The organism is Streptomyces sp. NPDC001970 (assembly GCF_053594115.1).
Window position 1 is genome coordinate 427,957 of the sequence record NZ_JBSFDW010000002.1, and the last position, 25,813, is coordinate 453,769.

Consider the following 25,813-nt stretch of genomic DNA (forward strand, 5'->3'; position numbering starts at 1 on the left):
ATGCCGAGGTTCGCCGCGAACCTGTCCATGTTGTACACCGAGCACGACTTCCTCGACCGCTTCGCCGCGGCCTCGGCAGACGGCTTCACGGCCGTCGAGTACCTCTTCCCCTACGCGTACGACGCCACCGAGCTGCGCCGCCGGCTCGACGACCACGGCCTGAGGCAGGTGCTCTTCAACGCGCCTCCCGGGGCGTGGGAGTCCGGGGAGCGCGGGATCGCTGCGCTGCCCGGACGCGAGGCGGAGGTGCGCTCCGGGATCGACCGGGCGCTGGAGTACGCCGCGGCGCTGGGGTGCCCGCGCGTGCACATGATGGCCGGGCTGGTACGGCAGGACGCGACGCCGGCGGAGCTCGCCGAGCACCGCGACACCTACGTGGCCAACCTGGCCCGGGCCGCGGATCGGGCCGCCGCGGCGGGCGTCGACATCCTGATCGAGCCGATCAACGGCCGCGACATTCCGGGCTACTTCCTGAACAGGCAGGCGGACGCCCATGCCGTGGTGCAGGAGGTGGAAGCGCCGAATCTCAAGGTGCAGCTCGACCTCTACCACTGCCAGATCGTCGAGGGCGACCTCACCGCGACCCTGCGCCGCGACCTGCCGACCGGCCGCGTCGGTCATCTGCAGGTCGCGGGCGTGCCCGACCGCCACGAGCCCGACGGCGGTGAACTCGACATCCGCCACCTCTTCGGCGTCGTGGACGAGCTGGGCTTCGACGGGTGGATCGGCTGCGAGTACCACCCCCGCGCCGGCACGAGCGAGGGGCTCGGCTGGCTGAAGAACTACCAAGGAGAAGACGCATGAGGATCGTCATCACGGGCGGCTTCGGCTTCCTGGGCCGGCAGGTCGCGGGTGCCCTGCTGGAGACGCGGACGTTCCGCGGTGCGCCGATCGACCGGCTGGTGCTCGCCGACCGGTTCGTGCCGTCCGGGTCGCCGCTCGCGGACGACCCTTCCCCAAGCTCTTCGAGCAGGGGATACCCCATCGTGGACATCGTGCAGGGCGACCTGACCGAGCGCCTCGACGACGTGTTCGCGGAGCCCGTGGATGTGCTGATCCACCTCGCCTCCGCGGTCTCGGCCGAGTGCGAGGCCGACTTCGACCTCGGGATGAGCGCCAACGTGGACACGACACGCGCGCTGCTCGAAGCCGCCCGGGCCCAGTCGGCCGCGGGCGGGCCGACCCCGCGGGTGGTGTTCTCCAGCAGCGTCGCGGTCTACGGCAGCGACCCGGCGCTGCGGCTGCCGCCGGTGGTCAGCGAGGCCACCCTGCCGACGCCGCGGTCGAGCTACGGAACGCAGAAGCTCGTCTGCGAGCAACTGGTCGCCGAGTACACCCGTCGTGGATTCGTCGACGGACGCGTCGCCCGCCTGATGACCGTGTCGGTGCGGCCGGGCAAGCCGAATGCGGCCGCCTCCGGCTTCCTGTCCGGCATCATCCGCGAGCCGCTCGCGGGCCTCCCGTCGACCTGCCCGGTCCGTCCCGACCTGCGGGTCGCCCTGGCCTCGCCACGGCGCACGGTCGAGGGGATTCTCCGTGTCGCCGAGGCCGAGCGCGGCGCCGGACCGGGCCGCCTCGACGGCGGTGTGCCGGTCAACCTCCCGGCCCTCACCGTCTCGGTCGCCGAGATGCTGGCCACGCTGCGGCGGGTGGCGGGCGACGAGGTCGCCGACCTGGTCACGGTCGCGCCGGACCCGGCCGTCGAGGCCATCGTGGGCTCGTGGCCCGCCGCCTTCGACAACGCGCGCGCTGCGGCGCTCGGCCTGGAACCCGACCCGAGCTTCGCATCGGTGGTACGGGACTACGTCGCCGACCACGCCGACGCGGTCGTGCCCGACGTACGCCTCGCAACGAGGGCTTCGGGGTCGGCACCGATAGACTGAAAATCATGTTTTCCAAGGTGAGTGGTCCCGTCCGGCTCGCGGATCAGGTCGCCACGATCCTCGCGGAGGAGATCGAGTCCGGGCGGCTGGCCGCGGGCGACAAGCTGCCGACCGAGGTCGCGCTGGTCAAGCAGCTGGGCGTCAGCCGCACCGTGGTGCGCGAGGCCGTGTCGCGGCTCCGTAACGCGGGCCTGGTCGAACCGCGCCAGGGTCTCGGCGTGTTCGTCCTGCCCCGGCGCACACGGCCGCTCGACCTCGAGGCCGACACCGGCGGCACCACCGAGACCAAGTCCAAGGTCCTGCAGATCGTGGAGGTTCGCCGCGCCATGGAGGGCGAGGCCGCCGGCCTCGCCGCCGCCCGCGCCAGGCAGGACGACCTCGCCCGGATGCGCCAGGCCCTGGACGCGATCGACGCATCGGTCGCGTCCGGCGGTGACGGCGTGGACGAGGACCTCACCTTCCACCGGTCCATCGCCGAGTCGACCGGCAACGAGGTGATGGTCTCGACGGTGCGGTACCTGGGCGAGGTGCTGCGCAGCGGCATCCGCGTCACCCGCGCGAACGAGGCGCGACGGGGCGACTTCATCGAGGCGGTCCGGCAGGAGCACCACGCCATCCTGGCCGCCATCGAGGCCGGCGACGCCGAGGCGGCACGCACCGCCGCGCGTCTCCATCTGAAGCACGCCGCCGCTCGGCTCCAGGACGCGGACGAGGGGTTCTGGACGGAGGCCGAGGACCTCGACGTGGATCTCGATGCCGCTCCCTGATGCGCTGATCACGCAGTCGTCGGGGTCCTCGTCGTGCCGTGGAAGCTCGTGCCGTGGAAGGTGCGGTGCACGCCGCCGCTCGGCTCCAGGACGCGGACGAGGGGTTCTGGACGGAGGCCGAGGACCTCGACGTGGATCTCGACGCCGCTCCCTGACGCGCTGGTCACGCAGTCGTCGGGGTCCTCGTCGTGCCGTGGAAGCTCGTGCCGTGGAAGGTGCGGTGCACGCCGCCGATGCTGCCCGGGCGCAGTGCCGTCACCGCCCGCCGAACACCGGCCCGAGCGCCCGGACCAGCCGTTCCCGCAGCTGGTCCTGGTCGCCCGGGCAGGACGCGCCGTCGACCCGCCAGCCCCGCACCGTGCCGGGCCCGAAGTCCGCCGCGTGCTCGCCGAGCACCCGGTGGAGCAGCCGCGGGGTGAGACGGGTCCTGGGGCACTCGGCGAGCAGGGCTGCGTCGTACAGGTCCTTGCCGCGGCCGACGCGGTCCTTCGCGCAGTCGGTGCAGAGCCACAGAAGCTTCCAGGCGAGGGACAGTTCCCGGCTCGCGGTGCGCACCGGAGTGGGCGGGCCGCCGTCGCCGCGGGGGACGGCCGTCCACACCGGCGGGTCGGGTACGGCCTCGTCGAGCGTGAAGTCCAGCTGGATCCGGCCCCGCACTCCGTCACGCTCGTCACCGGAGGCCCGCCACGGGAGGAAGATCCGCAGCCCGGGCAGTTCGTACTCCCAGGTGCTCAGGATGTCGTCATCGTCGTGGACATCGTCGTCGTAGTCCCCGAACCGCTCCTGCCGGACGGAGTCCGGGTCGAAAGTGACGCCGCCGGGAGCCGTGGGGCTGCTGCGGATCTCCTCGACCAGATCGTCCAGGGATGCCAGGCTCTCGAAGGACCGGCCGTCCAGCCACCGCAGCCCCTCGGGCGGGAGTACCGGCCGCGCCCCGAACGTCGAGAACTCCTCCTCGCCCCAGATCTCGTACCGCGCCGCCCCCTGTGCCGCCTCCGGCCACTGCTGCACCGCTTCGATGTCGTCGACGTACGGATACGGGCTGAGCCGGTCCGGGAACGAGCCGGGGCCGGGCGCGTGGACGATCCAGTCAAGGTCGACGGGCTCGCGCGCCCCGGGCCCGAGCCAGGCCTGGAGCGGCATGCTGCCGCGCAGCATCAGTCCGTCGCTCCACGGTGCATCGGCGATCAGCCGCAGCACATGGTCGAGGGCGGCCCGCCGCAGCGGCGGCTCCACTCCGTTCATCTCCCCGAGCCGATGATCCAGCCCGCGTCGACCGACGGACGGTCGTCGTGGACGACGAACTCCTCCTCCACCTCCACGTACCGGAAACCGGCGGCCGAGAGCGCGGCCAGGAGCGCGTCGAGCCTGCGGCGCGCCCCGGGGCGGCCGACGGTGTGGCAGCGCTGGGTGACGAACCGCTCGTGCCGGCCGTCCCGCAGTGCGCGGCGGGCGTTGCGGGAGACATGGGCGTCGTGTGCCTCGGCCACGGCCCGGACCGCCGCGATCGCTTCCGCGTCGTCCAGCCGCAGCTTCACGTGGTGCTCGAAGCCGCAGTGCGGGGGCAGCAGCAGTGCCTCGTCGGCGGTGCGTGGCACGTCCTCGTTCCACGGAGCCGCCTCGACCTTGGTGCGTATCACCGAGAAGCCCGCCTCGCCCAGCTGCCGGGCCGTGCGGCCGGCGGCCGCCAGCTGATCGCCGAGCCCGCCGCTGCCCGTGCGGGTGAGCATCGGCTGGTCGGGCGTCGCGCCCCGGTCGAGGACGATGCGCGTCAGCTTCAGACCATGGTCGGCGGCCCATGCGCCGAGCCGCTCGTCCTCGGCCGGTGTCCGGGGCGGGCGCACGGTCAGATGCGTCTCGAAGTCCCCGGCGAATTCCCGTACTGCGAACATGCGGCCGACCGTAGCAAGGGCCACCGACAGTCCCACGGGCCTGCCCGGGACGGCGGGGACGACCGGGTTCAGCGGCTGTCGCGCTGGGCGTCCACGATGCGCCGGACCGTACGGTCGGCCCCGCTCGCGCGGCGCTGGACGCGCTCGGAGAACCCGGGGAACTGCCCGCCGATCGCGGTGAGGACCTTCATCTCGGCGGGGGCGACGTTGACCTCGGCCCGGTCGCGCTCGATGGCGCGGACGACGCCCGCGACGACCTGGCGGGGCGAGACCGTGCGCAGACCGGCCGGGGCCTCGGCGCCCGTCGCCGCGAACATGCCCGCGTCGCGCACGAAACCGGGCTGGACGACGGAGACCCCGACGCCGTGCTCGTGGAGGTCCTGCCGCAGCGCGAGCGCGAAGCCCCGCAGACCGAACTTGGTGGCGTCGTACAGGGCGGAGTACTTGGTCGCCGTCTTGCCGGACATCGAGCCGACGAACGCCAGATGGCCGCGGCGCGCTTCGACCATGGCGGGGGCGAGCAGGCGGGCCAGGACCGCGGGAGCGCGGAGGTTGACCGCCAGGGCACGGTCGATCTGGTCCGGGGTGTAGTCGAGGAGCTCCCCGCTGGAGGGCAGGGCGGCGTTCGCGACGAGGATCTCGGTGCCGGCCGCCTCGTGGGCGAGCCGCTCGACATCGTCGGGGTCGGCCAGGTCGGCGACGATGCCGCGTGCGTCGTAGCGCGCCACGAGGGGTTCGAGTGCCTCGGCGCGTCGCCCGGTGAGGATCAACTTCGCGCCGCGCGCTGAGAGTTCGGCGGCCAGGGCCGCGCCGATACCGCCGGTGACACCGGTGAGCAGAACGGTTGATCCGGTGATGCGCATCTGGTTACCCTCCAGTTCTGTTCGTTCGAACGAACAATAAGGAGCGCAGGGTGGGCATGTCCACAGCAGATTTCTCGGGACTCGTGGAGCAGACAAGGAAGTTGAGGGAGGGCCAGGTCGGCGCGCGGGAGCTCGTCGCCGCGTCGCTCGCGCGGATCGAGGCGAGCCGCACGGTGCTCAACGCCTTCCGGCACGTACGCGCCGAAGCCGCGCTCGCCGAGGCCGAGGACGCCGACCGGCGCCTCGCCGCGGGTGAGCGACTGCCCCTGCTCGGCGTCCCCCTCGCCGTCAAGGACGACACCGATGTGGCCGGGCTGCCCACGCTGTTCGGCTGCCGCGGCGAGCTCGCCCCGGCGCCTGCCGACGGCGAGGCCGTACGCCGGCTGCGCGCGGCCGGAGCCGTCATCGTCGGCAAGACCAACGCCTGCGAGCTGGGCCAGTGGCCGTTCACCGAGGGACCCGCCTTCGGAGCCACCCGCAACCCCTGGTCACCCGGACACACACCCGGTGGCTCGTCCGGCGGCTCGGCGGCCGCCGTCGCCGCCGGGCTCGTGCCCGCCGCGCTCGGCTCCGACGGAGCAGGCTCCATCCGGATCCCCGCCGCCTGGACCCACCTCGTCGGCATCAAGCCCCAGCGCGGCCGGGTCTCGCTCCACCCGCACACCGACGCCTTCCACGGCCTCGCCGTCAACGGCCCCCTCGCTCGCACCGTCGCCGACGCCGCCCTCCTCCTCGACGTCGTCCAGGGCGCGCATCCGGAGGACCTCCACCGGCCCGACGCCATCGACGCCTCCGCCGCCGCCCGCCGCGACCCCGGCCGGCTGCGCATCGCCCTCGCCTGGCGGCCCCCGCTCACCCTCACCGGAGCCAGGCCCCACCCGGACGTACGCCGCGCCGTGACCGAGATCGCCGAGGCACTCGCCCGCCTCGGCCACCACGTCGAGGAGGCCAGGCCCCGTTACGGCCTCATCGGCCTCGGCTTCGTCCCCCGCGGCACGGCAGGCGTCGCCGAGATCGCCGCCCTGCACCCCGAGCCCACGCTCCTCGACCCGCGCACGCGCACCGCCATGCGCAACGGCCGCCTCCTCGGCGGCCGGATCGTGCGTGCCGCCCGCGCCCGCGAGGCCCGCCAGCACCTGCGCATCGGCGCCATTTTCGACACGTACGACGTCGTCCTCACCCCGACCACCGCCGCGCCCCCGCCCGCCATCGGCACCTTCGACGGACTCAGCACCTGGCGTACCAACGCCACGATGGCCACCGCCTGTCCGTACGCCTGGCCCTGGAACGTCCTCGGCTGGCCCGGCGTCAGCGTGCCCGCCGGGTTCACCGCCGACGGACTGCCCGTCGGCGCACAGCTCCTCGGCCCCGCCGGCGGTGAGGAGCGGCTGATCTCCCTGGCCGCCCAGCTCGAGGCCGACCGCCGCTGGTACGAGAAGTGCCCCGACCCCCTGATCACCTGGAGCGCGCCGGTGGAACAATGACGCGCATGTCCAGCGAGCCCGCCGCGCCCGTCATATCCCCGCCCGTCACCTCCACGCCCCCGACCCGGCAGCGCATCATCGGTGCCGTCCTGCGCATCATCGGCCGGGACGGCATCGCCGCGGTCACCAACCGGCGGATCGCCAAAGAGGCCGGGGTCTCGCTCGGTTCGGTCACCTACCACTTCACCAGCCAGCACGAGTTGCTGCGGGAATCGCTGCTCCACTTCGTCCGCGAGGAGACCCGGCGGCTGACCGAACTCGCCGACGCGGGCCGCGCCGAGGGCGTCGACATCGACGGCGCGGCCGCCCTCGCGGCCCAGGTCGCGGACGGCACCACCTTCGACAGCGAACACATCGCGCCCTTCGAGCTGTACGTCCAGGCGGGCCGCGACGAACGACTGCGCGAGGCCGCGGCGGAGTGCTTCGCGGCGTACGACCGCCTCGCCGTACAGATCCTCACGGCCCTCGGCGTCCCGGACGCCGACCGCCTCGCCGCGACCACCGTCGCCCTCGTCACGGGCCTCCAACTCCGCCGCCTGGCGACGGGCTCCCCGGCCGAGGACCTCACGGACGCACTGCTGCTCCTGGTGCGCGGGGCCGGCTGAGCACAGGTCCGGCCGGCGGCGGCCAGGCTGCCGAACGGGTCAGCGCCGGGCCCCGTCGCGCCGCCGCACGCGCACCCGCGACGTACGTTCTGCTGCATGGCACGCCTCCCCTCCCCAATCGCGGCCGTGGCACTCGCCGCCGCGGGGCTGCTCACCGTCACGGCGTGCACCGCGGCGCCGACCTCCGCCCCGCAGGCGGCGGCGGTGCCGACACCCTCGCCCAGCGGCCCGGTCCGCGCGCTGACGCCCGCCGTCTCGGCACAGCTCGACAAGGCCATCACCCGGACGCTGCGTCAGGCCGGCGTCCCCGGCGTCATCGTGGGGCTGTGGATCCCGGGAAAGGGCAGCTACGTCCGCGCGTTCGGCGTCGCCGACAAGAGCAGCGGCGCCGCCATGTCGGACGGGTTGCGCATGCGGATCGGCAGCGAGACCAAGACCTTCACCGTGACCGCGCTGCTGCAGTTGGTGGACGCGGGGAAGATCGGTCTCGACGACCCGGTGTCGGACCACGTCCAGGGCGTCCCGGGCGGCGACCGGATCACTCTGCGCCAGCTCGCCGAGATGCGCAGCGGGCTCTACTCCTACACCGAGGATCCCGACTTCGAGAAGGCCTTTCTCGCGGACCCCGACCGGCCGTTCACGCCACAGCAACTGCTCGACTACGCCTTCAGGCACCCGCCGAACGCCGAGCCCGGCAAGACGTTCGAATACTCCAACACGAACGCGATCCTGCTCGGCCTGGTCGTGGAGAAGGTGAGCGGCGAGCGCCTCGCCGACTACCTGAAGAAGCACGTCCTCGAACCGAGCGGCCTGGACCACACGCTCCTCCCCGAAGGGGCCGAGTTCCCGGAGCCGCACGCACACGGCTACACCGAGCAGACAGCGGACGGCGAGGTCGCGGACGCCACGAACTGGAATCCGTCCTGGGGCTGGGCCGCCGGGGCGATGATCTCGGACCTGTCCGACCTCCGTGCGTGGGCGCGCATCGTCGCGACGGGCACCCTGCTCAAGCCCGCCACCCAGGCACAGCGACTGCGCACCCTTCCCACCGGCTATCCCGGTACCGGATACGGCCTCGGCATCTTCACCAACCACGGCTGGATCGGGCACAACGGTTCACTGCCCGGCTACCAGTCCGTGGTGGTCCATCTGCCCTCGGCGCAGGCGACGCTGGTCACGCTCAGCAACACGGACACCGCCTACCAGGGCAACGATCCCAGCACGCTCTTCGCCAAGGCCATCACCTCCCTCGTGACCCCCGGCAACGTCTACGACCTGCCGCCCGCACCGCCCGCCCCGGTGTCCCCCTCGGACTGACGGGAACCCGCACTGTTCCGCCACCCCCTGGTCTTCTGAGGGCCGGGGCGAGGCCCACGGCACCGGCAGCGGCCGTAGGTCCGGCTGACCGCTCCAGGTCGAGGGCGGTGCTCATGGTCCGACCGTATGAGGGCACCGGTCGGGTCCACGACGGGGCAGGCAACCGGATCGGGGGTTCGGTTCTTCCGAACCCGTGCGGGCGGGTGGGCCGGCGCGGCTGTGCGAGTCGGCCGATGGCCTGCCGCGGGCATCCTCGCGGGAGCGGGCGCCCCGCGCAGGAGTCCGTACGGACCGAGGCGCCGGCGGGCGGCCCGACAGCTCGTCGTCGTCCGGGTGTGCCGGCGGGCACGGGCGACGACGCCGTCAGAGGCGGACGACGACCAGGGCGATGTCGTCGCGAGCGCCGGCGCTGACACCGAGACCGGCCAGCGCGACGTCCGCGAGGCGCTCCGGGCCGAGGCCGCCGTGCCGGGCGAGGGCGTCGGTCAGGCGGGCGAGGCCGACGTCGACGTCCTCGCCGCGGCGTTCGATCAGGCCGTCGCTGTAGAGCACGAGGGTGTCGCCGGGGGCGTAGGTCGCACTGGCCTCGGGGCGCGGGAGGTGATCGGGACGGGCACCCAGCGGCGGGTCGGTCGCCTGGTCCAGGAACTCGTAGGTGGCATCGGTGTGCAGCAGGATGGGCGGCGGGTGGCCGGCGCAGCTGTAGGAGATCCGGCGGGAACCGGTGTCGACCATCGCCTGGACCGCGGTCGTGGCGAGCGCGCCCTCGACCGAGCGGGCGTACAGGCCGAGTACCTCGAGCGCCTTGGCCGGACCGTCCGAGGTACGGGCGGCGGCGCTCAGCGCACTGCGGAGCATGCCCATCACGGTGGCGGCTTTCAGCCCGTGGCCCACGACGTCGCCGACCGCCACGGCGAAGCGACCGGCCGACAGGTTCACCACGTCGTACCAGTCCCCGCACACGTTCAGCGATCCGATGGCGGGCAGGTAGCGCACCGCGATGTTGGGGTGTCGTGCCAGGTCCGGTGAGTGGAGCATGGCCTCCTGGAGCGTAAGGGCCACCTGTCGTTCACGGGCGTGGGCCTGGCGCAGCTCCTCGTTCAGCCGCTGCAGCTCCCTCGACCTCGAGTACAGCTCGGCTTCCATGGCCATTTCCCGCTCGCTCAGCTCGCTGCCCTGGCCCCGGTGGCGGATTCGGCGGGAGCGGACGAATGCCGTCACGTCCTCCACGCGGTGGATGATCCACGCCACCGTCCCGTCCGGCCCGAGAACGGGAGTGTTGATCGGCGACCACCACCGCTCCTCGAACGTCCCCGGCCGTGCCACGACGGGGATGTCGTACTGCTGCAGGGCCATCGTGTCCGGCACACGGGAGGCGAGGACCCGGTGCAGCGAGGCACTCAGATTCCGCACCCCGTCGGCCCCGGGGTCTGCCGGGTTGTCCGGGAAGGCCTCGAAGATGTACTGCCCGACCAGATCGTCGCAGGTCCGATTGGTCGCCCGGAGATAGGCATCGTTGACGTCGACGATCACCAGGTCGGCGTCGAGAACCAGGTAAGGGCTCGGCGTGGCCGCGAAGAGCGCCGCGTAATCGATCTCCGGTGTCTCCATTGCGCTCCCTGAGGACGCCCGGCCTGCGGATCTGCCCAACATCAAATCTATGAGGCATCCAGAGGTTGCGCCTGTCTTCGCTCTCCAGGCCGCCTCGGCTGCCCCCCGCTGCCCTCCGGAGCAGCTCGGCGCGCTGCCCGGCCCGTGGCGTGTGGCGGAGGGGGTGGTGATCGGGCATGTCGGGGCGTCGGCGCGTCAACGGCGTCACACGGCGTGGTGGAGCCTGGCCGGAGCCGTCGGTGCCCATGGCCGTGAAGGCCGGTCCGTCCATCGGTACGGATCACGATGTACGGCTGCCCGCTCGGCCCTGTGCAGGCCACGCCTGGTGCCCGCGGATCGTGCACAGGGGCAGGGATGACGACGGCCGACCGCCGCGGCGGAGCCCTTCCCTGCGCCCGACCTCTGGTGAATCGCGCAGTGGCGCGAAGGGCGTTGAGGATTCCGATCGGCCGCGAGCCCACGCCGCAGCAGGCCCGCCTCTGGGGGCCTGGCCGACGTACGCCGGCCGCCGGTCTGCGTCTTCCGCCTCCCGCGTACGCTGCCTTGATGGAGCAGCCACAGATGTTCACCACCCGGCCGACCCTCCAGGGCACCTTCGGCATGGTGTCGTCGACCCACTGGCTGGCATCCCAGTCCGCGATGGCCGTCCTCGAGGACGGCGGGAACGCCTTCGACGCCGCCGTCGCCGCCGGCTTCGTGCTGCATGTGGTCGAACCACACCTCAACGGCCCCGCCGGTGAGGTTCCGATCATTCTCGCTCCCGCGGGCGGCGAGGTGCAGGTGTTGTGCGGGCAGGGACCGGCCCCCGCGGGCGCCACGATCGAGCACTACCGGGAGCTCGGCCTCGATCTCGTTCCCGGCACCGGACCGCTGGCCGCGGCCGTGCCAGGCGCGTTCGACGCGTGGATGGTGCTGCTCCGGGACCACGGGACCAGGACGCCTGCCGAGGTGCTCAAGTACGCCATCGGGTACGCCAAGGACGGGCACCCGGCAGTCGAGCGGCTGGGCCGGACCGTCGAGACCGTACGCACACTCTTCGAGACGGAGTGGACCTCGTCCGCGGAGGTGTACCTGCCGGACGGCAGGGCTCCGCGGCCGGGCGGGCTGTTCCGCAATCCGGCGCTGGCCGCGACCTGGCGGCGCCTCCTCGAGGAGGCGGGCGACGGGGAACGGACCGAGCAGATCGAGCGGGCGCGGGCGGTCTGGCGTGAGGGGTTCGTCGCCGAGGCGCTCGTACGCCAGGCGGGCGTCCCGACCATGGACACCAGCGGCACCCGGCACACCGGCACGCTCACGAGGGCCGATCTGGCGGGCTGGTCGGCGACGTACGAGACGCCGGTGATCTACGACTGGCGCGGCTGGACGCTGTGCAAGGCGGGCGGCTGGAGCCAGGGCCCGGCGTTCCTGCAGCAGTTGGCGCTGCTGCCGCCGCAGCCGCCGGCGTACGGCACGGCCGAGTACGTCCATCTCCTCGTCGAGGGCTGCAAGCTGGCCATGGCCGACCGGGAGGCCTGGTACGGCGATGCCGCCGATGTGCCCGTCGCGGCGCTGCTGTCGAAACCGTACAACGCGCAGCGGCGGGCGCTGATCGGCCAGAAGGCGTCGTACGAGCTGCGGCCCGGCGCTCCGGAGGGCCGGGAGCCCGTGCTCGGCGCGCACGCCCGCGCGGTGGCGGCTGGGGAGTCCGGCTTCGGCGCGCCGGATGCCCCGGCCGCCGGGGCGGGGGAGCCGACCATGGCCGAGGACGGGGGCACGCGGGGAGACACCTGCCACGTCGACGTCGTCGACCGCTGGGGCAACATGGTCGCGGCCACGCCGAGCGGTGGCTGGCTCCAGGCCAACCCGGTCGTTCCGGAGCTGGGCTTTCCCCTGGGCACGCGGCTGCAGATGGCGTGGCTGGACCCGGGCCTGCCGAACTCGCTCACGCCGGGGCGGCGCCCCCGGACCACTCTGACTCCGTCGCTCGCGCTGCGGGACGGGGTGCCGGTGATGGCGTTCGGCACGCCGGGCGGCGACCAGCAGGACCAGTGGCAGGTGCACTTCTTCCTGGCCGTGGCGCTGGGCGGGCTGGCCCTGCAGGAGGCGATCGACGCGCCGAACTGGCACAACGACGCCTTCCCCTCGTCGTTCCACCCGCGCGGGATGCGTCCCGGCTCGGTGACCGTCGAGTCGCGGATCGCCCCCGAGGTGGTCGCGGAACTGCGCCGGCGGGGTCATGACGTCACGGTGGGCGGGGCATGGTCGGAGGGCCGGCTGTGCGCGGTGGCACGGGACCCGGGAACCGGTGTGCTGTCGGCGGCGGCGAACCCGCGCGGCATGCAGGGTTATGCGGTAGGCCGCTGAGCGGACACCCGGTGTTCGGCCGGGAGTCACCTGGAGTCCACCGGGTGTCCGTCGCACGGTCACCGGGCGTCGGCGGGGATGTCAGCCCGGCGTGCTTTGCTGGACGCATGACCGAAGAGTTTCTGTCCGGGACGACAGGGAATCCCTGGGAGTCCGGCAACCTTGCCCTGGTCGAGGAGGCGGTCCGCAAGGCGGCCGCCGTCGAGATCATGCCGCGCTTCCGGCAGCTCGCCGCGCACGAGATCGTCGAGAAGAACGGCCCGCACGACCTGGTGACGGTCGCCGACCGCAGCGCGGAGGAGCACCTCACCGCGTCGCTCACGGCACTGCTCCCCGGCTCCGTGGTGGTGGGCGAGGAGGCGGTCCACGCGGACCCTGCGGTGTACGACGCGCTGCAGGGCGACGCTCCGGTCTGGATCGTCGACCCGGTCGACGGCACGCGGCAGTTCGTGCACGGCGACCCCGGCTTCTGCACGCTCGTCGCGCTCGCCCGCCACGGCGAGGTGCTCGCGTCCTGGACCTACGCCCCGGCGCTGGACGAGATGGCGACCGCCGTGCGCGGGCACGGGGCGCGGGTGGACGGCGTGCCGATACGGTCGGGCTCGCCCGAACCCGGCGCGGTGCTCGAAGTGGCCACGTCCCACCCGGACTTCACCACCCCCGAACAGAAGCAGGCCCTCCTCGCCCTCCGCACCGACGGCATCCACGGCCGCCCGTGCGGCTCCGCCGGCCTGGAATACCTCGCGGTCGCCCGCGGCGAGCTCGACGCGGTCGCTTTCTCCTGGGAGAACGCCTGGGACCACGCGGCGGGCCTCCTCCTCGTCCACGAGGCGGGCGGCACCGACCTCACCCTCACCGGCGAGCCCTTCCGCATCACCGGCGGCAACGCCCTCCCCTTCACCGCTGCACGGGACGAGACCACGGCACGCACGCTTCACGAACTGCTGCGCGAGCCGCGGCGCGCGTAGCAGCTCCTGCCCGCGGGCGGCTCCGCCCGCCCCGGCCCGTGCACGGTTTCCCGGCGCGCCCTCGAGCGGCGGACGGGCCGGGTGGTCGTGGATCGTCCCGTACCGGCGACCGGGCCGGGTGTCGGTCCTCATGCATCGGTCGGGTCTGAAGCGTGCTGGTGGCGTCCGGTGGGCCGGGGGTCTGTCTCCGATCACCGGACGAGCCGGAGCGCGCCGCCGCGTAGCGGGCCGTGGGCCCGCGTGTTCGTCCTCATGCGTCGGGCGGGCTTGATGTGTGTCGCGTGTCGCCGGGCGGGTGGGGTGTCGGTTCTCATGCGTCGGACGGGCTTGATGCGTGCCGGTGCCGTCCGGCGAGCCGGGTGCCTGGTTTCGACGTCGGACCGATTCCGAAGGGGCCACATGACCCACGCCCGAAGGGCGTAGGGGCTCGGGGCGGAGCCTTCGCGAACGGGGGTCGGGGGCTTGTCCCCCATTTCGGGAAGGGGCGGGGCGGGGAGCAAAACCCGCCGCAGGCGCCCAGGCCGCGCGCCGGGGCCGACGGGCACGGGCACGCGCCGTCAGGTCAGGCGGCCACGGGTCTCCCGGACCAGGTCCCCCGCCGCGCCGACCGCGGCCGCGTCGAGGGTGCGCAGCGCCGCCGTCACGCGGGACGCGAAGTCCGGCGGGGCGGACGGGAGGGAGGCCGCGCTCGCAAGAGCACCCTTCTCGTTGAGGAGCCACACGCGGTGGTGGGCGTGCAGCGACTGCGTGAGGATGCCGAAGGCGCGGGAGAGGCACAGCGATGCGTGCAGCGCATCCCCGGGCCCCACCCCCGTGCCCACGGACTTCGCCGCAGCCGCCACCGAGAACTCCGCCTCCCACGCCGCCTCGACCAGCGCCTTCCGCAGCGGCTCCGGGTACGTCGCCGTCTGCGCCCGCAGGGCCGCCAGCTCGCCCGACGGGTCGGTGAGGACCCGGCACAGCGCGACCTCGCCGGCGTACGCAGGGGACCAGAAGCCCAGCGGGTGGCCCGCCTGGACGCCCACCTCGTAGCGCCCCGCCCGGCAGTCCGCCCAGACGCGCTCCACGCGGTCCAGGTCGCGGAGGATCCAGTCCACCCGGACCCCGTCCACGGACAGCCACGCGCCGCCGTTCACCCACGGGCCCCACCCGCCCGGCCCGGCCACCTCCACCGGGGCGCCGGTCAGCTCGCCGGCCAGCGAGGCCAGACCGGCCACGTCCAACGAGCCCCGGTAGTAGACGCCCAGATCCCAGTCGGAGTCCGGCCGGTGCGCCCCGCGCGCCCGGCTGCCGCCGAGTGCGACGGCGCGCACGCCGTGTGTGCCCACGAGTCGCGCAGCCATCGCTTCGATCAGGTCGTTCATGGCTGCGGACGCTACCCCCGGCCGCGTTGTCCGTGCCGCCGAATATCCTGGGTTCCTTGGCCATCGGCTGACGAAGGAGTCCGAAGGTGCCGTCGATGCTCGATGCCGTCGTCGTGGGGGCGGGCCCCAACGGACTGACCGCAGCTGCCGAGTTGGCCCGTCGGGGCTTCTCGGTCGCCGTGTTCGAGGCCCTGGACACCGTCGGTGGCGGCGCCAGGACCGAGGAGCTCACCCTCCCCGGCTTCCGCCACGACCCCTGCTCCGCAGTACATCCCCTGGGCGCGGGCTCGCCCGCCTTCAAGGCCATGCCGCTGGCGCGGTACGGGCTGGAGTGGCTGCACGCCCCGCTCCCCATGGCCCACCCCTTCGACGACGGCACCGCCGCCGTGCTGTCCCGCTCGGTGGCGGAGACCGCCGCCTCGTTCGGGCCCCGGGACGCGGGGGCGTACCGACGCCTCGTCGCCCCTTACCTCGGCAAGTGGGACACCCTCGCGCGGGACTTCATGTCCCTCCCGCTGACCGCGCTGCCCCGCGACCCCGTCACCCTCGCCCGCTTCGGCCTCGCCGGGCTGCCCCCGTCCACCTGGCTGCTCCGCCGCTTCCGCGACGACCGGGCCCGTGCCCTGTTCGCCGGGCTCGTCGCCCACGTCATCGCCCCGCTGGACGGCATCGGCACCGGCGCGGTCGGGCTCGTCTTCGCGCTCGCCGCGCACGCCGGTGGCTGGCCGCTGCCCCGCGGCGGCTCGCAGTCGATCTCCGACGCCCTCGCCGCGTACGTGCGGGACCTGGGCGGCACCATCCACACCGGCACCGAGATCAAGCGCCTCGACGATCTGCCGCCCGCCCGGGCCTACGTCTTCGACACCTCCCCGACCGCCCTCGCCCGGATCGCCGGCCTGGGCCGCGTGTACGACGGCTACCGCTACGGGGCGGGTGTCTTCAAGATCGACTACGCCATGGACGGCCCCGTCCCCTGGACCGCCGACGAGCCCCGTCGCGCCGGCACCGTTCAGATCGGCCCCAGCAGCCGCGAGATCGGCGTGGCCCTCCGGCAGGCCTCCGGGGGCAGCGCCCCCGGCACGCCGTTCCTGATCACCGCGCAGCCCAGCCTCGTCGACCCGTCCCGCGCCCCGGCCGGCAAGCACGTCTTCTGGGCGTACGGCCACGTCCCGCACCGCTGGGAGGGCGACCTCACCGACGCGATCGAGCGCCAGATCGAGCGCTTCGCCCCCGGCTTCCGCGACCGCGTCCTCGCCCGCGCCACGGCCGGCCCGCCGGAACTGGCCGCGCGCAACGCCAACTACGTGGGCGGGGACATCGCCTGCGGCGCCGCGAGCGGACTCCAGCTGCTGCTGCGCCCGAAGCTCTCCCTGTTCCCGTACTCGACCCCGCACCCGGCGGTCTTCCTGTGCTCGTCCGCGACCCCGCCCGGCCCGGGCGTGCACGGGATGTCCGGGCACAACGCCGCGAAGGCGGTGTGGCGGCACCTCCGCGGGAGATGAGCGCGATGAGCGCGCCGGGCAGGATGATGGGCGTATGACCACGAGCCCTGCCATCACGCTCGTCCAAGGCGACATCACCGCGCAGCACGTCGACGTCGTCGTCAACGCGGCGAACTCCTCACTCCTCGGCGGCGGCGGTGTCGACGGCGCGATCCACCGCCGCGGTGGGCCCGAGATCCTCGAGGAGTGCCGGAAACTGCGGGCCTCGCACTACGGCAAGGGCCTGCCGACCGGGCAAGCCGTCGCCACCACCGCGGGAAGGCTGCCGGCCCGGTGGGTCGTCCACACCGTCGGCCCCGTCCACAGCGCGACCGAGGACCGTTCCGCGCTGCTCGCCTCGTGCTACCGCGAGTCGCTGCGCGTCGCCGACGAGCTGGGCGCGCGTACGGTCGCCTTCCCCGCCATCTCCACCGGCATCTACGGCTGGCCCATGGACGACGGTGCCCGCATCGCCGTCGAGACCGTGCGGGGCGCGGAGACGTCGGCGGTGGAGGAGGTGCGGTTCGTCCTCTTCGACGAGCGGGCGTACGCGGCGTTCGCCGCACGGACGGAGTGATCCGGCCCGGACCGCGCGCCACGGTCCGAGTCCCCTCGATACTGGTATTCCGGTGTTCCGGCAGTGGAGCCCCGACGTCAGGTGCCTTGACCCGGAGGTGTGAGCCATGACCGAGAAGGACCGCGGAGTGGCGCCGGAGCAGCTGCAGGACGGACTGCTGCTCAAGGAGCTGGAGGCGATCCACCGCACCCGCCACGAGACCTTGCTCTTCGGGTCCGACGAGGCGCTGAGGACGCACACCGCTCGTATGGAGGCACTGGAGGGCGAGTACCTACGGCGTCATCCGCAGCGCGCCCAGTCGCCGGGCCGCACCAGGGCAGGGGCGCGGGCCCGCACCGCCGAGGAGTGCGAGGAGTAAGGGGCGCCGCCGGGCGGGCCCGCGCGCTGCTTGTGCTGGCTACTCGCAGATGAGCTTGAAGGCGGTCGCACCCGGGCGGGCGCGGAACGTCACCTCGTGCCCCGCGTCGTCGGTGAAGACCGCCTCCGTCCCGGACACCAGGGTCATCGTGCCGTGCTGGGTGGGGTTGTCCCAGCCCTCGGGCGGGTTTCCCGAGCCGTCGGAGAGGGGGTTCTCCGCCTCGAAGTACGTCGAGCCGATGCGGGCCTCGTCGATCCCGCAGTGCGTGTAGAGGTCGAAGGGCATCGTCCGCCCGGACCCCGCGGGTGGCCCGGACGCCGCCGGCCGGACCTCGGCCGCGCCCCCGCCATTGGCCGCGGCGCAGCCCGTGAGTGCGCCGGCAGCCAGCGCGAGTACCAGGACCATCCGACCGGCTGTCTCCGTCATGGCCCTTCGACGCGCAGGCCGACGGGGTGGTTCCGGCGACGGAGACCGGGAGGGTATCGCGGGCATCGGCGTACGGCGTCCTTGCACTCCGGGACGCGAGAAAGGTGCTGGCTGAGGAAGGCTGATGTCGCTTTTTCGCCAGCGTCCACCGCCGCCGATGCCCGATGCTTGACCCATGCATCCCGCCATGCACACCGACACCGAGCGCTGCGTACGGGCCGTCCGGTCCAAGGACGCCCGCTTCGACGGCTGGTTCTTCACCGCGGTCCTGACGACCAGGATCTACTGCCGCCCCAGCTGTCCCGTCGTACCGCCCAAGGCCGAGAACATGACGTTCTACCCCAGCGCGGCCGCCTGCCAGCAGGCCGGCTTCCGGGCGTGCAAGCGCTGCCGGCCCGACACCAGCCCCGGATCCCCCGAGTGGAACGCCCGTGCCGACGCCGTCGCCCGCGCCATGCGGCTCATCCAGGACGGGGTCGTCGACCGCGAAGGTGTCCCCGGGCTGGCAGCAAGGCTCGGGTACTCGGCCCGGCAGATCGAACGCCAGCTGCTCGCCGAGGTCGGCGCAGGACCGCTCGCCCTGGCCCGCGCGCAGCGAGCCCAGACCGCCCGGCTGCTCATCGAGACGACCGGCCTGCCCATGGCCGAGGTGGCCTTCGCGGCAGGCTTCTCCTCGATCCGCACCTTCAACGACACCGTCCGCGAGGTCTTCGCGCTCTCCCCGAGCGAGCTGCGCACCCGCGCCACCCGGCAGGCGACGAAGCCCGCACCGGGGACCCCTGGAGTGCTCGCGCTGCGCCTCCCGTTCCGTGCGCCGCTCAACCCCGACAACCTCTTCGGGCACCTCGCCGCGACCGGGGTGCCCGGCGTGGAGGAGTGGCGGGACGGCGCGTACCGCCGCACCCTCACCCTTCCGCACGGCCACGGCACCGTGTCGCTCGCCCCCCGCCCCGACCACATCGCCTGCCGGCTCTCCCTCACCGACGCCCGCGACCTCACCCTCGCCATCAGCCGCTGCCGCCGGATGCTCGACCTCGACGCCGACCCCGTGGCCGTCGACGACCAGCTGCGCGCCGACCCGCTGCTCGCGCCGCTCGTCGACAAGGCGCCGGGCAGACGGGTGCCGCGGACCGTCGACGCGGCGGAGTTCGCGGTACGGGCCGTTCTCGGCCAGCAGGTCTCCACCGCGGCGGCCCGCACCCACGCGGCCCGGCTCGTCACCGCGCACGGCATACCGGTCGACGACCCCGAAGGCGGCCTCACGCACCTCTTCCCGACGCCGGAGGCACTGGCCGGGGTCGACCCGGACACCCTTGCCTTCCCGCGCAGCCGCCGCACCACCCTCACCACACTGTTCGCCGCCCTCGCCGACGGCACGCTGCGGCTCGGAGCCGACAGCGACTGGGACCAGGCCCGTGCGCGGCTCGCCGAGCTGCCCGGCTTCGGCCCCTGGACCATCGAGGTCATCGCGATGCGCGCGCTCGGTGACCCCGACGCGTTCCTTCCGACCGACCTCGGGATCCGACGTGCCGCGGCCGACCTCGGCCTGCCCGCCACACCCGCGGCGCTCACGGCCCGCGCCGCGGCCTGGCGGCCCTGGCGCGCGTACGCCGTCCAGTACCTCTGGGCCACCGGCGACCACCCCATCAACCACCTGCCTGCCTGAGGAAACCCGACCATGAACACGAGCACGAGCACGAGCACGACCACGACCACGAACAGAACGAGAACCCACACGGTCGTCGACAGCCCGTACGGCCCGCTCACCCTCGTCGCCACGGACTCCGTCCTGAGCGGCCTCTACATGACCGAGCAACGCCACCGCCCCGCCGAGGAGACCTTCGGCGAGCCCGACCCGCGCGCCTTCGGAGAGGTGATCCGCCAGCTCGACGCCTACTTCGCGGGCGAGTTGACGGACTTCGACCTGCCGCTGAACCTGGAGGGCACGCCGTTCCAGCGCAGTGTCTGGGAGCAGCTGTGCCTGATCCCGTACGGCGAGACCCGCACCTACGGCGAACTCGCCGACGCCCTCGGCAAGCCGGGCGCGTCCCGCGCGGTCGGTCTCGCGAACGGCAGGAACCCGGTCGGGATCATCGTGCCCTGCCACCGAGTGATCGGCTCCACGGGCGGCCTGACCGGTTACGGCGGCGGTCTGGACCGCAAGCAGCGGCTGCTGGCCTTCGAGAGCGGCACGCCGGAGGACGCCCTCTTCTAGACCGCGGGCACCGGCTCCCCGCGGCCGGTACCGGGGCGCACCTCCGGCCCGTCCGGGAGGCCGGGGCCCACCGAACGGGCCCCACGACCGCGGGGTCGCGCCGGACCTAGACCGCCTCGGTGATCCGCTCCAGGAGCGCCGGCAGGGCCGTGCCGATCGGCTCGCGGATGATCTCAGCCGCGCGGTCGTCGTACGGCGTCGGCTCGGCGTTCACGACGATCAGCCGCGCCCCGTTGTCCGCGGCGATCCCCGCCAGCGACGCGGCAGGCTGCACCTGCAGGCTCGACCCCACCGCGATGAAGACCTCGCACGCCTTCGCGATGCCCATCGCCTCACCCAGCACCACGGGGTCCAGACGCTGCCCGAACATCACCGTCGCCGACTTCAGGATTCCGCCGCACGTCCGGCAGGGCGGATCGTCCTCGCCCTCGGCGACCCGGACGAGCGCGTCCTTCATGGCGGAGCGCGCATGGCAGCGCGTGCACTCCACCTGGCGTGAGGTGCCGTGCAGTTCGAGGACCTTGCGCTCGGGCATCCCGGCCCGCTGGTGCAGTCCGTCGACGTTCTGTGTGATGACGCGCACCGCGACCCCGTTGCGCGACTGCTCCAGCTCGGCCACCGCACGGTGTGCCGCGTTCGGCTCGGCCCGCAGCGTCGGGCTTTCGCTGCGCATGCGCCACGACCGGCGCCTGATCTCGGGGTCCGCCATGTAGTGGTCGTACGTGACGAGCTTCTCGGCCTCCGGATCGCGCCGCCACAGGCCGTTCGGCCCCCGGTAGTCGGGAATGCCGGAGTCCGTGGAGATCCCGGCACCGCTGAGGATCGCGACGAGAGTCATGCCGCGAGCGTACGCAGCGGAGGCCCGCCGCTGCGAGACGATTAACCGCCCGCCGGGTGCCCGTCCACCAGCTCCGCCGGACCCGTGCCCGCCGTGAGCGCGTCGAGGGCGGCCAGGACCCGGGAGCCCAGGGTGCCGAGGAGATACGTCGTGATCTCGTCGCGGGCCACCAGCTTCCAGGAGATCAGCTCCTCCTCCTGCAGCCGGATCGCCGTGAAGTCCTTGCCGTCGAGCACCCCGCCGTCGTAGACGTACGCCACGATCGGCGGGCGCATCGCGCCCCGCACCCAGTCGACCGCGAGCAGCCGGCCCGGCTCGACGTCCAGGCCGATCTCCTCGAGGGTCTCGCGCCGGGCGGCCTCGCGCGGGGTCTCGCCGGCGTCGGACTCGATCGTCCCGCCCGGGAGGGCCCAGCCCTCGCGGTAGTTTGGCTCGACGAGCAGCACCCGCCCTTCCGCGTCCCGGAAGAGCGTGGCGGCGCCGGAGAGGACACGGGGGAGGCCGGCGATGTACGTGGCGTAGTCCGAGGTGGTCACCGGTGCAGCCTAATCGTCTGCCGGCCGTGCCAGGGATGCCGTGTCAGATGGACGCCAACCGAGCCGTGCGGTCCGCCAGTTCGCCGATCCTCGCGCCGTCGAAGCCGAACACCGCGCTGCGCACGCGGTCCTCCAGCGGCCGGGTCCACTGCGGCGGGATGCCGGACGCGCCGCGGAGCACCCCGGCGACCGAGCCCGCGGTCGCGCCGTTGGAGTCCGTGTCGAGGCCGCCTCGGACGGTGAGGGCGATGGTGGCGGTGAAGTCCCCGGCGCCGTACAGCAGTCCGGCCGTGATGACGGCGGCGTTGGGGACGGTGTGGATCCAGCCCAGCCGCCCGGTCTCCTCCTCCAGCGTGGTGAGGGCGTCCGACCAGGGCAGGCCGCTGTCGTACAGGGCCGTCGTGCGGCGGACCGTACGTGCGAGGCGGCTGCTCGCCGGAATGCGGTCGAGGGCCGCGTCGATGGCCTCGCGCGCATCCGCCGCGGTGAACGCCGCCGCGACCATCGCGGCCGCCCACATCGCCCCGTAGACGCCGTTGCCGGTGTGGGACAGCACCGCGTCCCGGCGGGCGAGGGACGCGGCGCGGTGCGGGTCGCCGGGGGAGGCCCAGCCGAAGATGTCCGCGCGGATGAGCGCGCCGATCCACTCCTGGTACGGGTTGTCGTACGTGGCCGTGAGCGGCGGTTTCAGGCCGGCCGTGAGATTGCGGTACGCCGCACGTTCCGCGGTGAACGTCTGCAGATACGGGAGCCTCAGCAGCCACACCTCGCCGACCTGTTCGGTGGTGAAGCCGAAGCCATGGGTCTCGAGCAGATGCAGTCCGAGGATGGCGTAGTCCACGTCGTCGTCACGGCAACTGCCGTGGATCCGGCCGCGGACGCACTGCCGCCACTCCGGGCGCAGCTCGAACTCCGCTTCGGGCGTGCCCGGTGGGGGCTCGGGGAGGTAGTCGGTGAGCGGGAGCGCGTCGGTGAGTCGGAGGTAGCGGTCGATACGGTCGCGTGTCCAGTAGTCCCCGCGCTCGACGGGCTTCCCGAGCATGTTGCCGGCGATCCGGCCGAGCCAGCCGCCGAGGATCCGGTCGGCCGTCCGCGTGCCTTGATGCGTCATGACTCGGGTGTACCCGGTTCCGGCTCAGGAATCGGGGAGATTTGCCCGCAGAATCTCCAGATAGTGAGCGTTGTACATGATCCCGAGGATGTTTCCGAAGGGATCGACGAGGGATGCGGTGACGAAGCCCGGGCCGCGTTCCTTCGGCCCCTCGTGCTCCGTCGCACCCAGGGAGCGCAGCCTCTCGAGCGTGTACGCAAGGTGGTCGACGTGCCAGTGGACGATCGAGCCGTTGACGTCGGACGTGTGCCCGACGGGGGCGTAGCGGCTGTCGACGACCCAGCTCGTGCTGGTGGTCGCCGATCCGGAACTCGATGTAGCCGGGCTTGTCGAAGTACGGGGGACTCGCAGCAGCTCCGTGTACCAGTCCCTTGCCGCGTCCAGGCCGGAGGCCCAGAAGCTCGTGGTGGTGAGTCCGCGCAGCATGGTGTGTTCCCTTTCCCTTGTCGGGTTCGGCTCCGAAGGCAGGGACGGAATAGGTCAGCGTCTGTCCTCATGGCGCGGATTTCCTCCCTTGCGGGGCGGACGGGCCACCGCCCTCGGCGCGGATGATCGATCAGTTCGTACGTTCCGTGGTTGCGCCGCCCCACTACTGTGCGAAATACCGCTTTATCAGGGGGTGGCACGCCGTCTCGGGGTGCGGATAGGGTCGGGGCGGCGCGACTGCCTGTTCGAAAGCAAGGGATAGCAAGGTGGCGGACGGAGCAGTTACTGCCGCGCGAGTGCTCGTGGCGGCGGACAAGTTCAAGGGCTCGCTCACGGCCGTGCAGGTCGCGGAGCGGGTGACGGCCGGGCTGCGGCGGGTCGTCCCGGGCCTTCCCGTGGAGACCCTGCCCGTCGCCGACGGCGGCGACGGCACGGTCGCGGCGGCGGTCGCCGCGGGGTTCGAGCGCCGTGAGGTGCGGGTGACGGGGCCGACCGGTCAGCCCGTGACGGCCGCGTTCGCGCTGCGCGACACCACTGCGGTGGTGGAGATGGCGGAGGCGTCGGGCCTGCAGCATCTTCCCGCGGGGGTCTTCGCTCCGCTCACGGCGACGACGTACGGCTCGGGTGAGCTGCTGAGCGCAGCGCTGGACGCGGGGGCGCGGACGATCGTGTTCGGCGTCGGGGGCAGCGCGACCACCGACGGCGGGGCAGGGATGCTCTCCGCGCTGGGGGCACACTTCCTGGACGCGGGCGGCAAGCCCGTCGGCCCGGGCGGCGGCGCGCTGATCGACGTCGCGACCGCGGATCTGTCGGGACTGGACGCCCGCCTCGAGGACGTCGACCTGGTCCTCGCCAGCGATGTGGACAACCCGCTGACCGGACCCAAGGGTGCGCCCGCCGTCTTCGGCCCGCAGAAGGGCGCGTCGCCCGAGGACGTTGCCGCGCTGGACGCGGCGCTGGCCCACTACGCCTCCGTCCTCGGCCCCGAGCAGGCCGCGCTGCCCGGCGCGGGCGCCGCGGGCGGCATCGGCTACGGCGCGCTGGTCGCGCTCGGTGCGCGCTTCCGCCCCGGTATCGAGGTCATGCTCGACATCCTCGGCTTCGCCCCGGCGCTGTCCCGGGCGACGCTCGTCATCACCGGCGAGGGCTCCCTGGACGAACAGACCCTGCACGGCAAGGCCCCGGCGGGCGTCGCCGCGGCGGCCCATGCGGAGGGCAAGGAAGTCGTCGCGGTCTGCGGCCGCCTCGCGCTCCCGCCCGAGGCGCTCGGCAAGGCGGGCATCCGCCGGGCGTACGCCCTCCTGGACCTGGAGCCGGACCCCGCGGTCTGCATGGCGCAGGCGGGTCCGCTGCTGGAGCGCCTCGCGGAGAACATCGCACGGGACTTCCTCGCCGGAAGCTGACCTTCGGCCCTGGACCCAGCGGCCGCGTGCCCCCGCCGGAAAGCGTCCGGCGGGGGCACGCGCGTGTCCCTACCACCAGTAGCTGGGATACCGGGGTGTCTTCCCGCTGCGCCCCACGACGATGCCCACGGCGACGATGACCGTCGTGGCCAGCAGGAGAAGCAGCAGGAAGCTCGCCGGAGAGGGCTCGGTGAGCACCACGATGACCGACGTCGCGGCGGCGGGTGAGTGCGGCGCACGGGCCAGCCCCATCGCGCCGATGGCGAGACCGCCGGCCACCGCGGCCGTCCACAGGGAACTGCCGCCCATCGCAAGGGCGATGAAACCGACGACGGTGGAGATGAGCTGGCCGCCGACGACGCTGCGGGGCTGGGCGAGCGGCAGCGCCGGGGCGGAGAAGACGAGGGCCGCACTGGCGGCCAGCGGCGGGATGAGCACCGTCTGGTGGAGTGCCGCGCCGATCGCGACCAGGAGGACCAGCGCCACCAGGCTGCCCAGGGTGGCGACCGAGATGGCGGACTTCGCCGCGCGCGACGGGGCCTTGCCGGCCCAGGCGGTGGCGAGGCGTCTGGCGGCGGTGCGCTCGGTCGTCGAGGTGTCGGTCACGGATGTTCCCTCCCACAGAGCTGTCCGGAACTGGTGGGGAGAACCATACTGTATGCAGTATGCATTGACTCCCTGTGAGTAGTGGATTGCCGCAGGTGGAGCGATGGGCGACAGGAGGAACGACGAGCGCGGCGGGTCGGCCGTCGGCCAACCCCCGGTGTCCGGGGAGCCGTTGCCACTGGAGCCGGAGAACGCTGCGTATGTCAGGGGCGGAGCGCGCGGTCACCCCGTGGCTCCGCCGTGTACTGCGCGAACCGGCCGCGGCCCGGACGCAGGATCGCGCCCCGGACCCGGCGCACAGCGCGGTGGTCGGTATGACGGGCCGAGAAGCTCGGCCGGGCCGGGCGGCGTCCTGATCATCGACGACACCGGGTTCATCAAGAAGGGCACCACCTCCGCCGGCGTGCAACGCCAGTACTCCGACACCCCTGCCGCACCGAGAGTTCCTTCACCGTCCGGCAGCGTGTGAGCAGCGGGGAGTGCGGTCGCTCCACCACTGGTGGTGCAAGGTCATCCATCGTCCGATGAGGATCGCCTCGACGCAGGGACCAAGGGCACCGCAAGGGTCGGGGAGGTGCGCGTCCGGCCCCTCCTGGCCGATGGTGGCGACGAGACGGTCTTCCTGTGCTGCCTTTGGTGACCAATGTTGGGTCCCGGATACGAAGGGTGCCGGCTTTCTCGTGTTCTGCGTCCGGTGGATTGCCTCACGGCCGTCCTTAGCGTGGTGGACAGCGCGGAG

The 25,813-nt window shown here is 73.1% G+C and carries 25 protein-coding genes and 1 pseudogene; 15 read left to right on the plus strand and 11 right to left on the minus strand.

Features of this window, described 5'->3' with window-relative positions:
• Genes otnI through ACWCP0_RS04450 form a run of 3 tightly spaced genes read left to right on the plus strand, consistent with a single transcriptional unit; the run spans position 1 to position 2,650 of the window.
• A complete protein-coding gene (otnI, locus tag ACWCP0_RS04440) occupies positions 1-804 on the plus strand; it encodes a 2-oxo-tetronate isomerase (protein ID WP_451077342.1) in 804 nt (267 codons plus the stop codon).
• Positions 801-1,883 carry a D-erythronate dehydrogenase gene (gene denD / locus ACWCP0_RS04445; protein ID WP_451077343.1) on the plus strand — a complete coding sequence of 361 codons (1,083 nt, stop codon included), beginning with the start codon at positions 801-803 and terminating at the stop codon, positions 1,881-1,883. Before otnI ends, denD begins: the two co-directional genes overlap by 4 nt.
• A 5-nt stretch (positions 1,884-1,888) precedes the next feature.
• Positions 1,889-2,650, plus strand: coding sequence for a FadR/GntR family transcriptional regulator (locus ACWCP0_RS04450; protein ID WP_451077344.1), 762 nt, complete (start codon positions 1,889-1,891; stop codon positions 2,648-2,650).
• 255 nt (positions 2,651-2,905) lie between these two features.
• On the opposite strand, the gene ACWCP0_RS04455 is transcribed toward ACWCP0_RS04450, so the two are convergent.
• The 3 genes from ACWCP0_RS04455 to ACWCP0_RS04465 form a co-directional block, all read right to left on the minus strand.
• On the minus strand, positions 2,906-3,895 hold the full coding sequence (locus tag ACWCP0_RS04455) for a nucleotidyl transferase AbiEii/AbiGii toxin family protein (protein ID WP_451077345.1): 990 nt from the start codon (positions 3,893-3,895) through the stop codon (positions 2,906-2,908).
• On the minus strand, positions 3,892-4,542 hold the full coding sequence (locus tag ACWCP0_RS04460; RefSeq protein ID WP_451077346.1) for a hypothetical protein: 651 nt from the start codon (positions 4,540-4,542) through the stop codon (positions 3,892-3,894). The genes ACWCP0_RS04455 and ACWCP0_RS04460 overlap by 4 nt, the downstream gene beginning before the upstream one ends.
• Positions 4,543-4,610: 68 nt before the next feature.
• Positions 4,611-5,405 (minus strand): SDR family NAD(P)-dependent oxidoreductase, encoded by a 795-nt coding sequence (locus tag ACWCP0_RS04465; RefSeq protein WP_451077347.1) that lies wholly within the window; start codon positions 5,403-5,405, stop codon positions 4,611-4,613.
• A 56-nt stretch (positions 5,406-5,461) separates the two neighbouring features.
• Between ACWCP0_RS04465 and ACWCP0_RS04470 the strand changes: the two genes are divergently transcribed.
• The 3 genes from ACWCP0_RS04470 (at position 5,462) to ACWCP0_RS04480 (ending at position 8,811) form a co-directional block, all read left to right on the plus strand.
• A complete protein-coding gene (locus ACWCP0_RS04470) occupies positions 5,462-6,889 on the plus strand; it encodes an amidase (RefSeq protein WP_451077348.1) in 1,428 nt (475 codons plus the stop codon).
• 5 nt (positions 6,890-6,894) lie between these two features.
• Complete coding sequence (locus ACWCP0_RS04475) at positions 6,895-7,494, plus strand: TetR/AcrR family transcriptional regulator (RefSeq protein ID WP_351222669.1); 600 nt, start codon at positions 6,895-6,897, stop codon at positions 7,492-7,494.
• A 96-nt stretch (positions 7,495-7,590) separates the two neighbouring features.
• The gene (locus ACWCP0_RS04480; protein WP_451077349.1) at positions 7,591-8,811 is read left to right on the plus strand and encodes a serine hydrolase domain-containing protein; all 1,221 of its coding nucleotides are present in this window, start codon (positions 7,591-7,593) and stop codon (positions 8,809-8,811) included.
• A gap of 363 nt (positions 8,812-9,174) precedes the next feature.
• Here ACWCP0_RS04480 and ACWCP0_RS04485 read toward each other — a convergent pair whose 3' ends face one another.
• Complete coding sequence (locus ACWCP0_RS04485) at positions 9,175-10,422, minus strand: PP2C family protein-serine/threonine phosphatase (protein WP_451077350.1); 1,248 nt, start codon at positions 10,420-10,422, stop codon at positions 9,175-9,177.
• 561 nt (positions 10,423-10,983) lie between these two features.
• Here ACWCP0_RS04485 and ACWCP0_RS04490 point away from each other — a divergent pair.
• The gene (locus tag ACWCP0_RS04490) at positions 10,984-12,765 is read left to right on the plus strand and encodes a gamma-glutamyltransferase family protein (protein ID WP_451077390.1); all 1,782 of its coding nucleotides are present in this window, start codon (positions 10,984-10,986) and stop codon (positions 12,763-12,765) included.
• A 107-nt stretch (positions 12,766-12,872) separates the two neighbouring features.
• Positions 12,873-13,733 (plus strand): inositol monophosphatase family protein, encoded by an 861-nt coding sequence (locus tag ACWCP0_RS04495; RefSeq protein ID WP_451077351.1) that lies wholly within the window; start codon positions 12,873-12,875, stop codon positions 13,731-13,733.
• A 557-nt stretch (positions 13,734-14,290) separates the two neighbouring features.
• Here the strand turns inward: ACWCP0_RS04495 and ACWCP0_RS04500 are convergent.
• Positions 14,291-15,097, minus strand: a complete 807-nt coding sequence (locus tag ACWCP0_RS04500) for a nucleotidyltransferase family protein (protein ID WP_451077352.1) — start codon at positions 15,095-15,097, stop codon at positions 14,291-14,293.
• A gap of 86 nt (positions 15,098-15,183) precedes the next feature.
• Here ACWCP0_RS04500 and ACWCP0_RS04505 point away from each other — a divergent pair, with 86 nt between their 5' ends.
• From ACWCP0_RS04505 to ACWCP0_RS04515, 3 genes are all read left to right on the plus strand, one after another.
• Positions 15,184-16,599 (plus strand): phytoene desaturase family protein, encoded by a 1,416-nt coding sequence (locus tag ACWCP0_RS04505; RefSeq protein ID WP_451077353.1) that lies wholly within the window; start codon positions 15,184-15,186, stop codon positions 16,597-16,599.
• Between the two features lie 34 nt (positions 16,600-16,633).
• Entirely contained in the window at positions 16,634-17,155 is a 522-nt protein-coding gene (locus ACWCP0_RS04510; RefSeq protein WP_451077354.1) for an O-acetyl-ADP-ribose deacetylase, read from the plus strand.
• 106 nt (positions 17,156-17,261) lie between these two features.
• Positions 17,262-17,513: a DUF6158 family protein gene (locus tag ACWCP0_RS04515; protein WP_451077355.1), complete on the plus strand. Its 252-nt coding sequence runs from the start codon at positions 17,262-17,264 to the stop codon at positions 17,511-17,513.
• A gap of 39 nt (positions 17,514-17,552) precedes the next feature.
• On the opposite strand, the gene ACWCP0_RS04520 is transcribed toward ACWCP0_RS04515, so the two are convergent.
• Positions 17,553-17,918, minus strand: a complete 366-nt coding sequence (locus tag ACWCP0_RS04520; protein WP_451077356.1) for a hypothetical protein — start codon at positions 17,916-17,918, stop codon at positions 17,553-17,555.
• Positions 17,919-18,126: 208 nt separating this feature from the next.
• Between ACWCP0_RS04520 and ACWCP0_RS04525 the strand changes: the two genes are divergently transcribed.
• On the plus strand, positions 18,127-19,605 hold the full coding sequence (locus ACWCP0_RS04525) for an AlkA N-terminal domain-containing protein (protein WP_451077391.1): 1,479 nt from the start codon (positions 18,127-18,129) through the stop codon (positions 19,603-19,605).
• A gap of 12 nt (positions 19,606-19,617) precedes the next feature.
• Complete coding sequence (locus ACWCP0_RS04530; protein ID WP_451077357.1) at positions 19,618-20,154, plus strand: methylated-DNA--[protein]-cysteine S-methyltransferase; 537 nt, start codon at positions 19,618-19,620, stop codon at positions 20,152-20,154.
• 106 nt (positions 20,155-20,260) lie between these two features.
• Here the strand turns inward: ACWCP0_RS04530 and ACWCP0_RS04535 are convergent, their stop codons facing one another.
• The 4 genes from ACWCP0_RS04535 to ACWCP0_RS04550 are packed head-to-tail and all read right to left on the minus strand — an operon-like array spanning position 20,261 to position 23,065.
• The gene (locus ACWCP0_RS04535) at positions 20,261-20,992 is read right to left on the minus strand and encodes an SIR2 family NAD-dependent protein deacylase (RefSeq protein ID WP_451077358.1); all 732 of its coding nucleotides are present in this window, start codon (positions 20,990-20,992) and stop codon (positions 20,261-20,263) included.
• A 41-nt stretch (positions 20,993-21,033) separates the two neighbouring features.
• A complete protein-coding gene (locus ACWCP0_RS04540) occupies positions 21,034-21,528 on the minus strand; it encodes an NUDIX domain-containing protein (protein WP_451077359.1) in 495 nt (164 codons plus the stop codon).
• A 43-nt stretch (positions 21,529-21,571) separates the two neighbouring features.
• Positions 21,572-22,639 carry an ADP-ribosylglycohydrolase family protein gene (locus ACWCP0_RS04545; RefSeq protein ID WP_451077360.1) on the minus strand — a complete coding sequence of 356 codons (1,068 nt, stop codon included), beginning with the start codon at positions 22,637-22,639 and terminating at the stop codon, positions 21,572-21,574.
• Between the two features lie 24 nt (positions 22,640-22,663).
• The gene (locus ACWCP0_RS04550; protein WP_451077361.1) at positions 22,664-23,065 is read right to left on the minus strand and encodes a VOC family protein; all 402 of its coding nucleotides are present in this window, start codon (positions 23,063-23,065) and stop codon (positions 22,664-22,666) included.
• Positions 23,066-23,331: 266 nt separating this feature from the next.
• Between ACWCP0_RS04550 and ACWCP0_RS04555 the strand changes: the two genes are divergently transcribed.
• A complete protein-coding gene (locus ACWCP0_RS04555; RefSeq protein ID WP_451077362.1) occupies positions 23,332-24,468 on the plus strand; it encodes a glycerate kinase in 1,137 nt (378 codons plus the stop codon).
• Positions 24,469-24,537: 69 nt separating this feature from the next.
• Here ACWCP0_RS04555 and ACWCP0_RS04560 read toward each other — a convergent pair whose 3' ends face one another.
• Positions 24,538-25,074: an HPP family protein gene (locus ACWCP0_RS04560; protein ID WP_451077363.1), complete on the minus strand. Its 537-nt coding sequence runs from the start codon at positions 25,072-25,074 to the stop codon at positions 24,538-24,540.
• 340 nt (positions 25,075-25,414) lie between these two features.
• Here ACWCP0_RS04560 and ACWCP0_RS04565 point away from each other — a divergent pair.
• A pseudogene (locus ACWCP0_RS04565) lies at positions 25,415-25,501 on the plus strand (transposase); the annotation flags it as partial.
• Between the last annotated feature and the right edge of the window lie 312 nt (positions 25,502-25,813).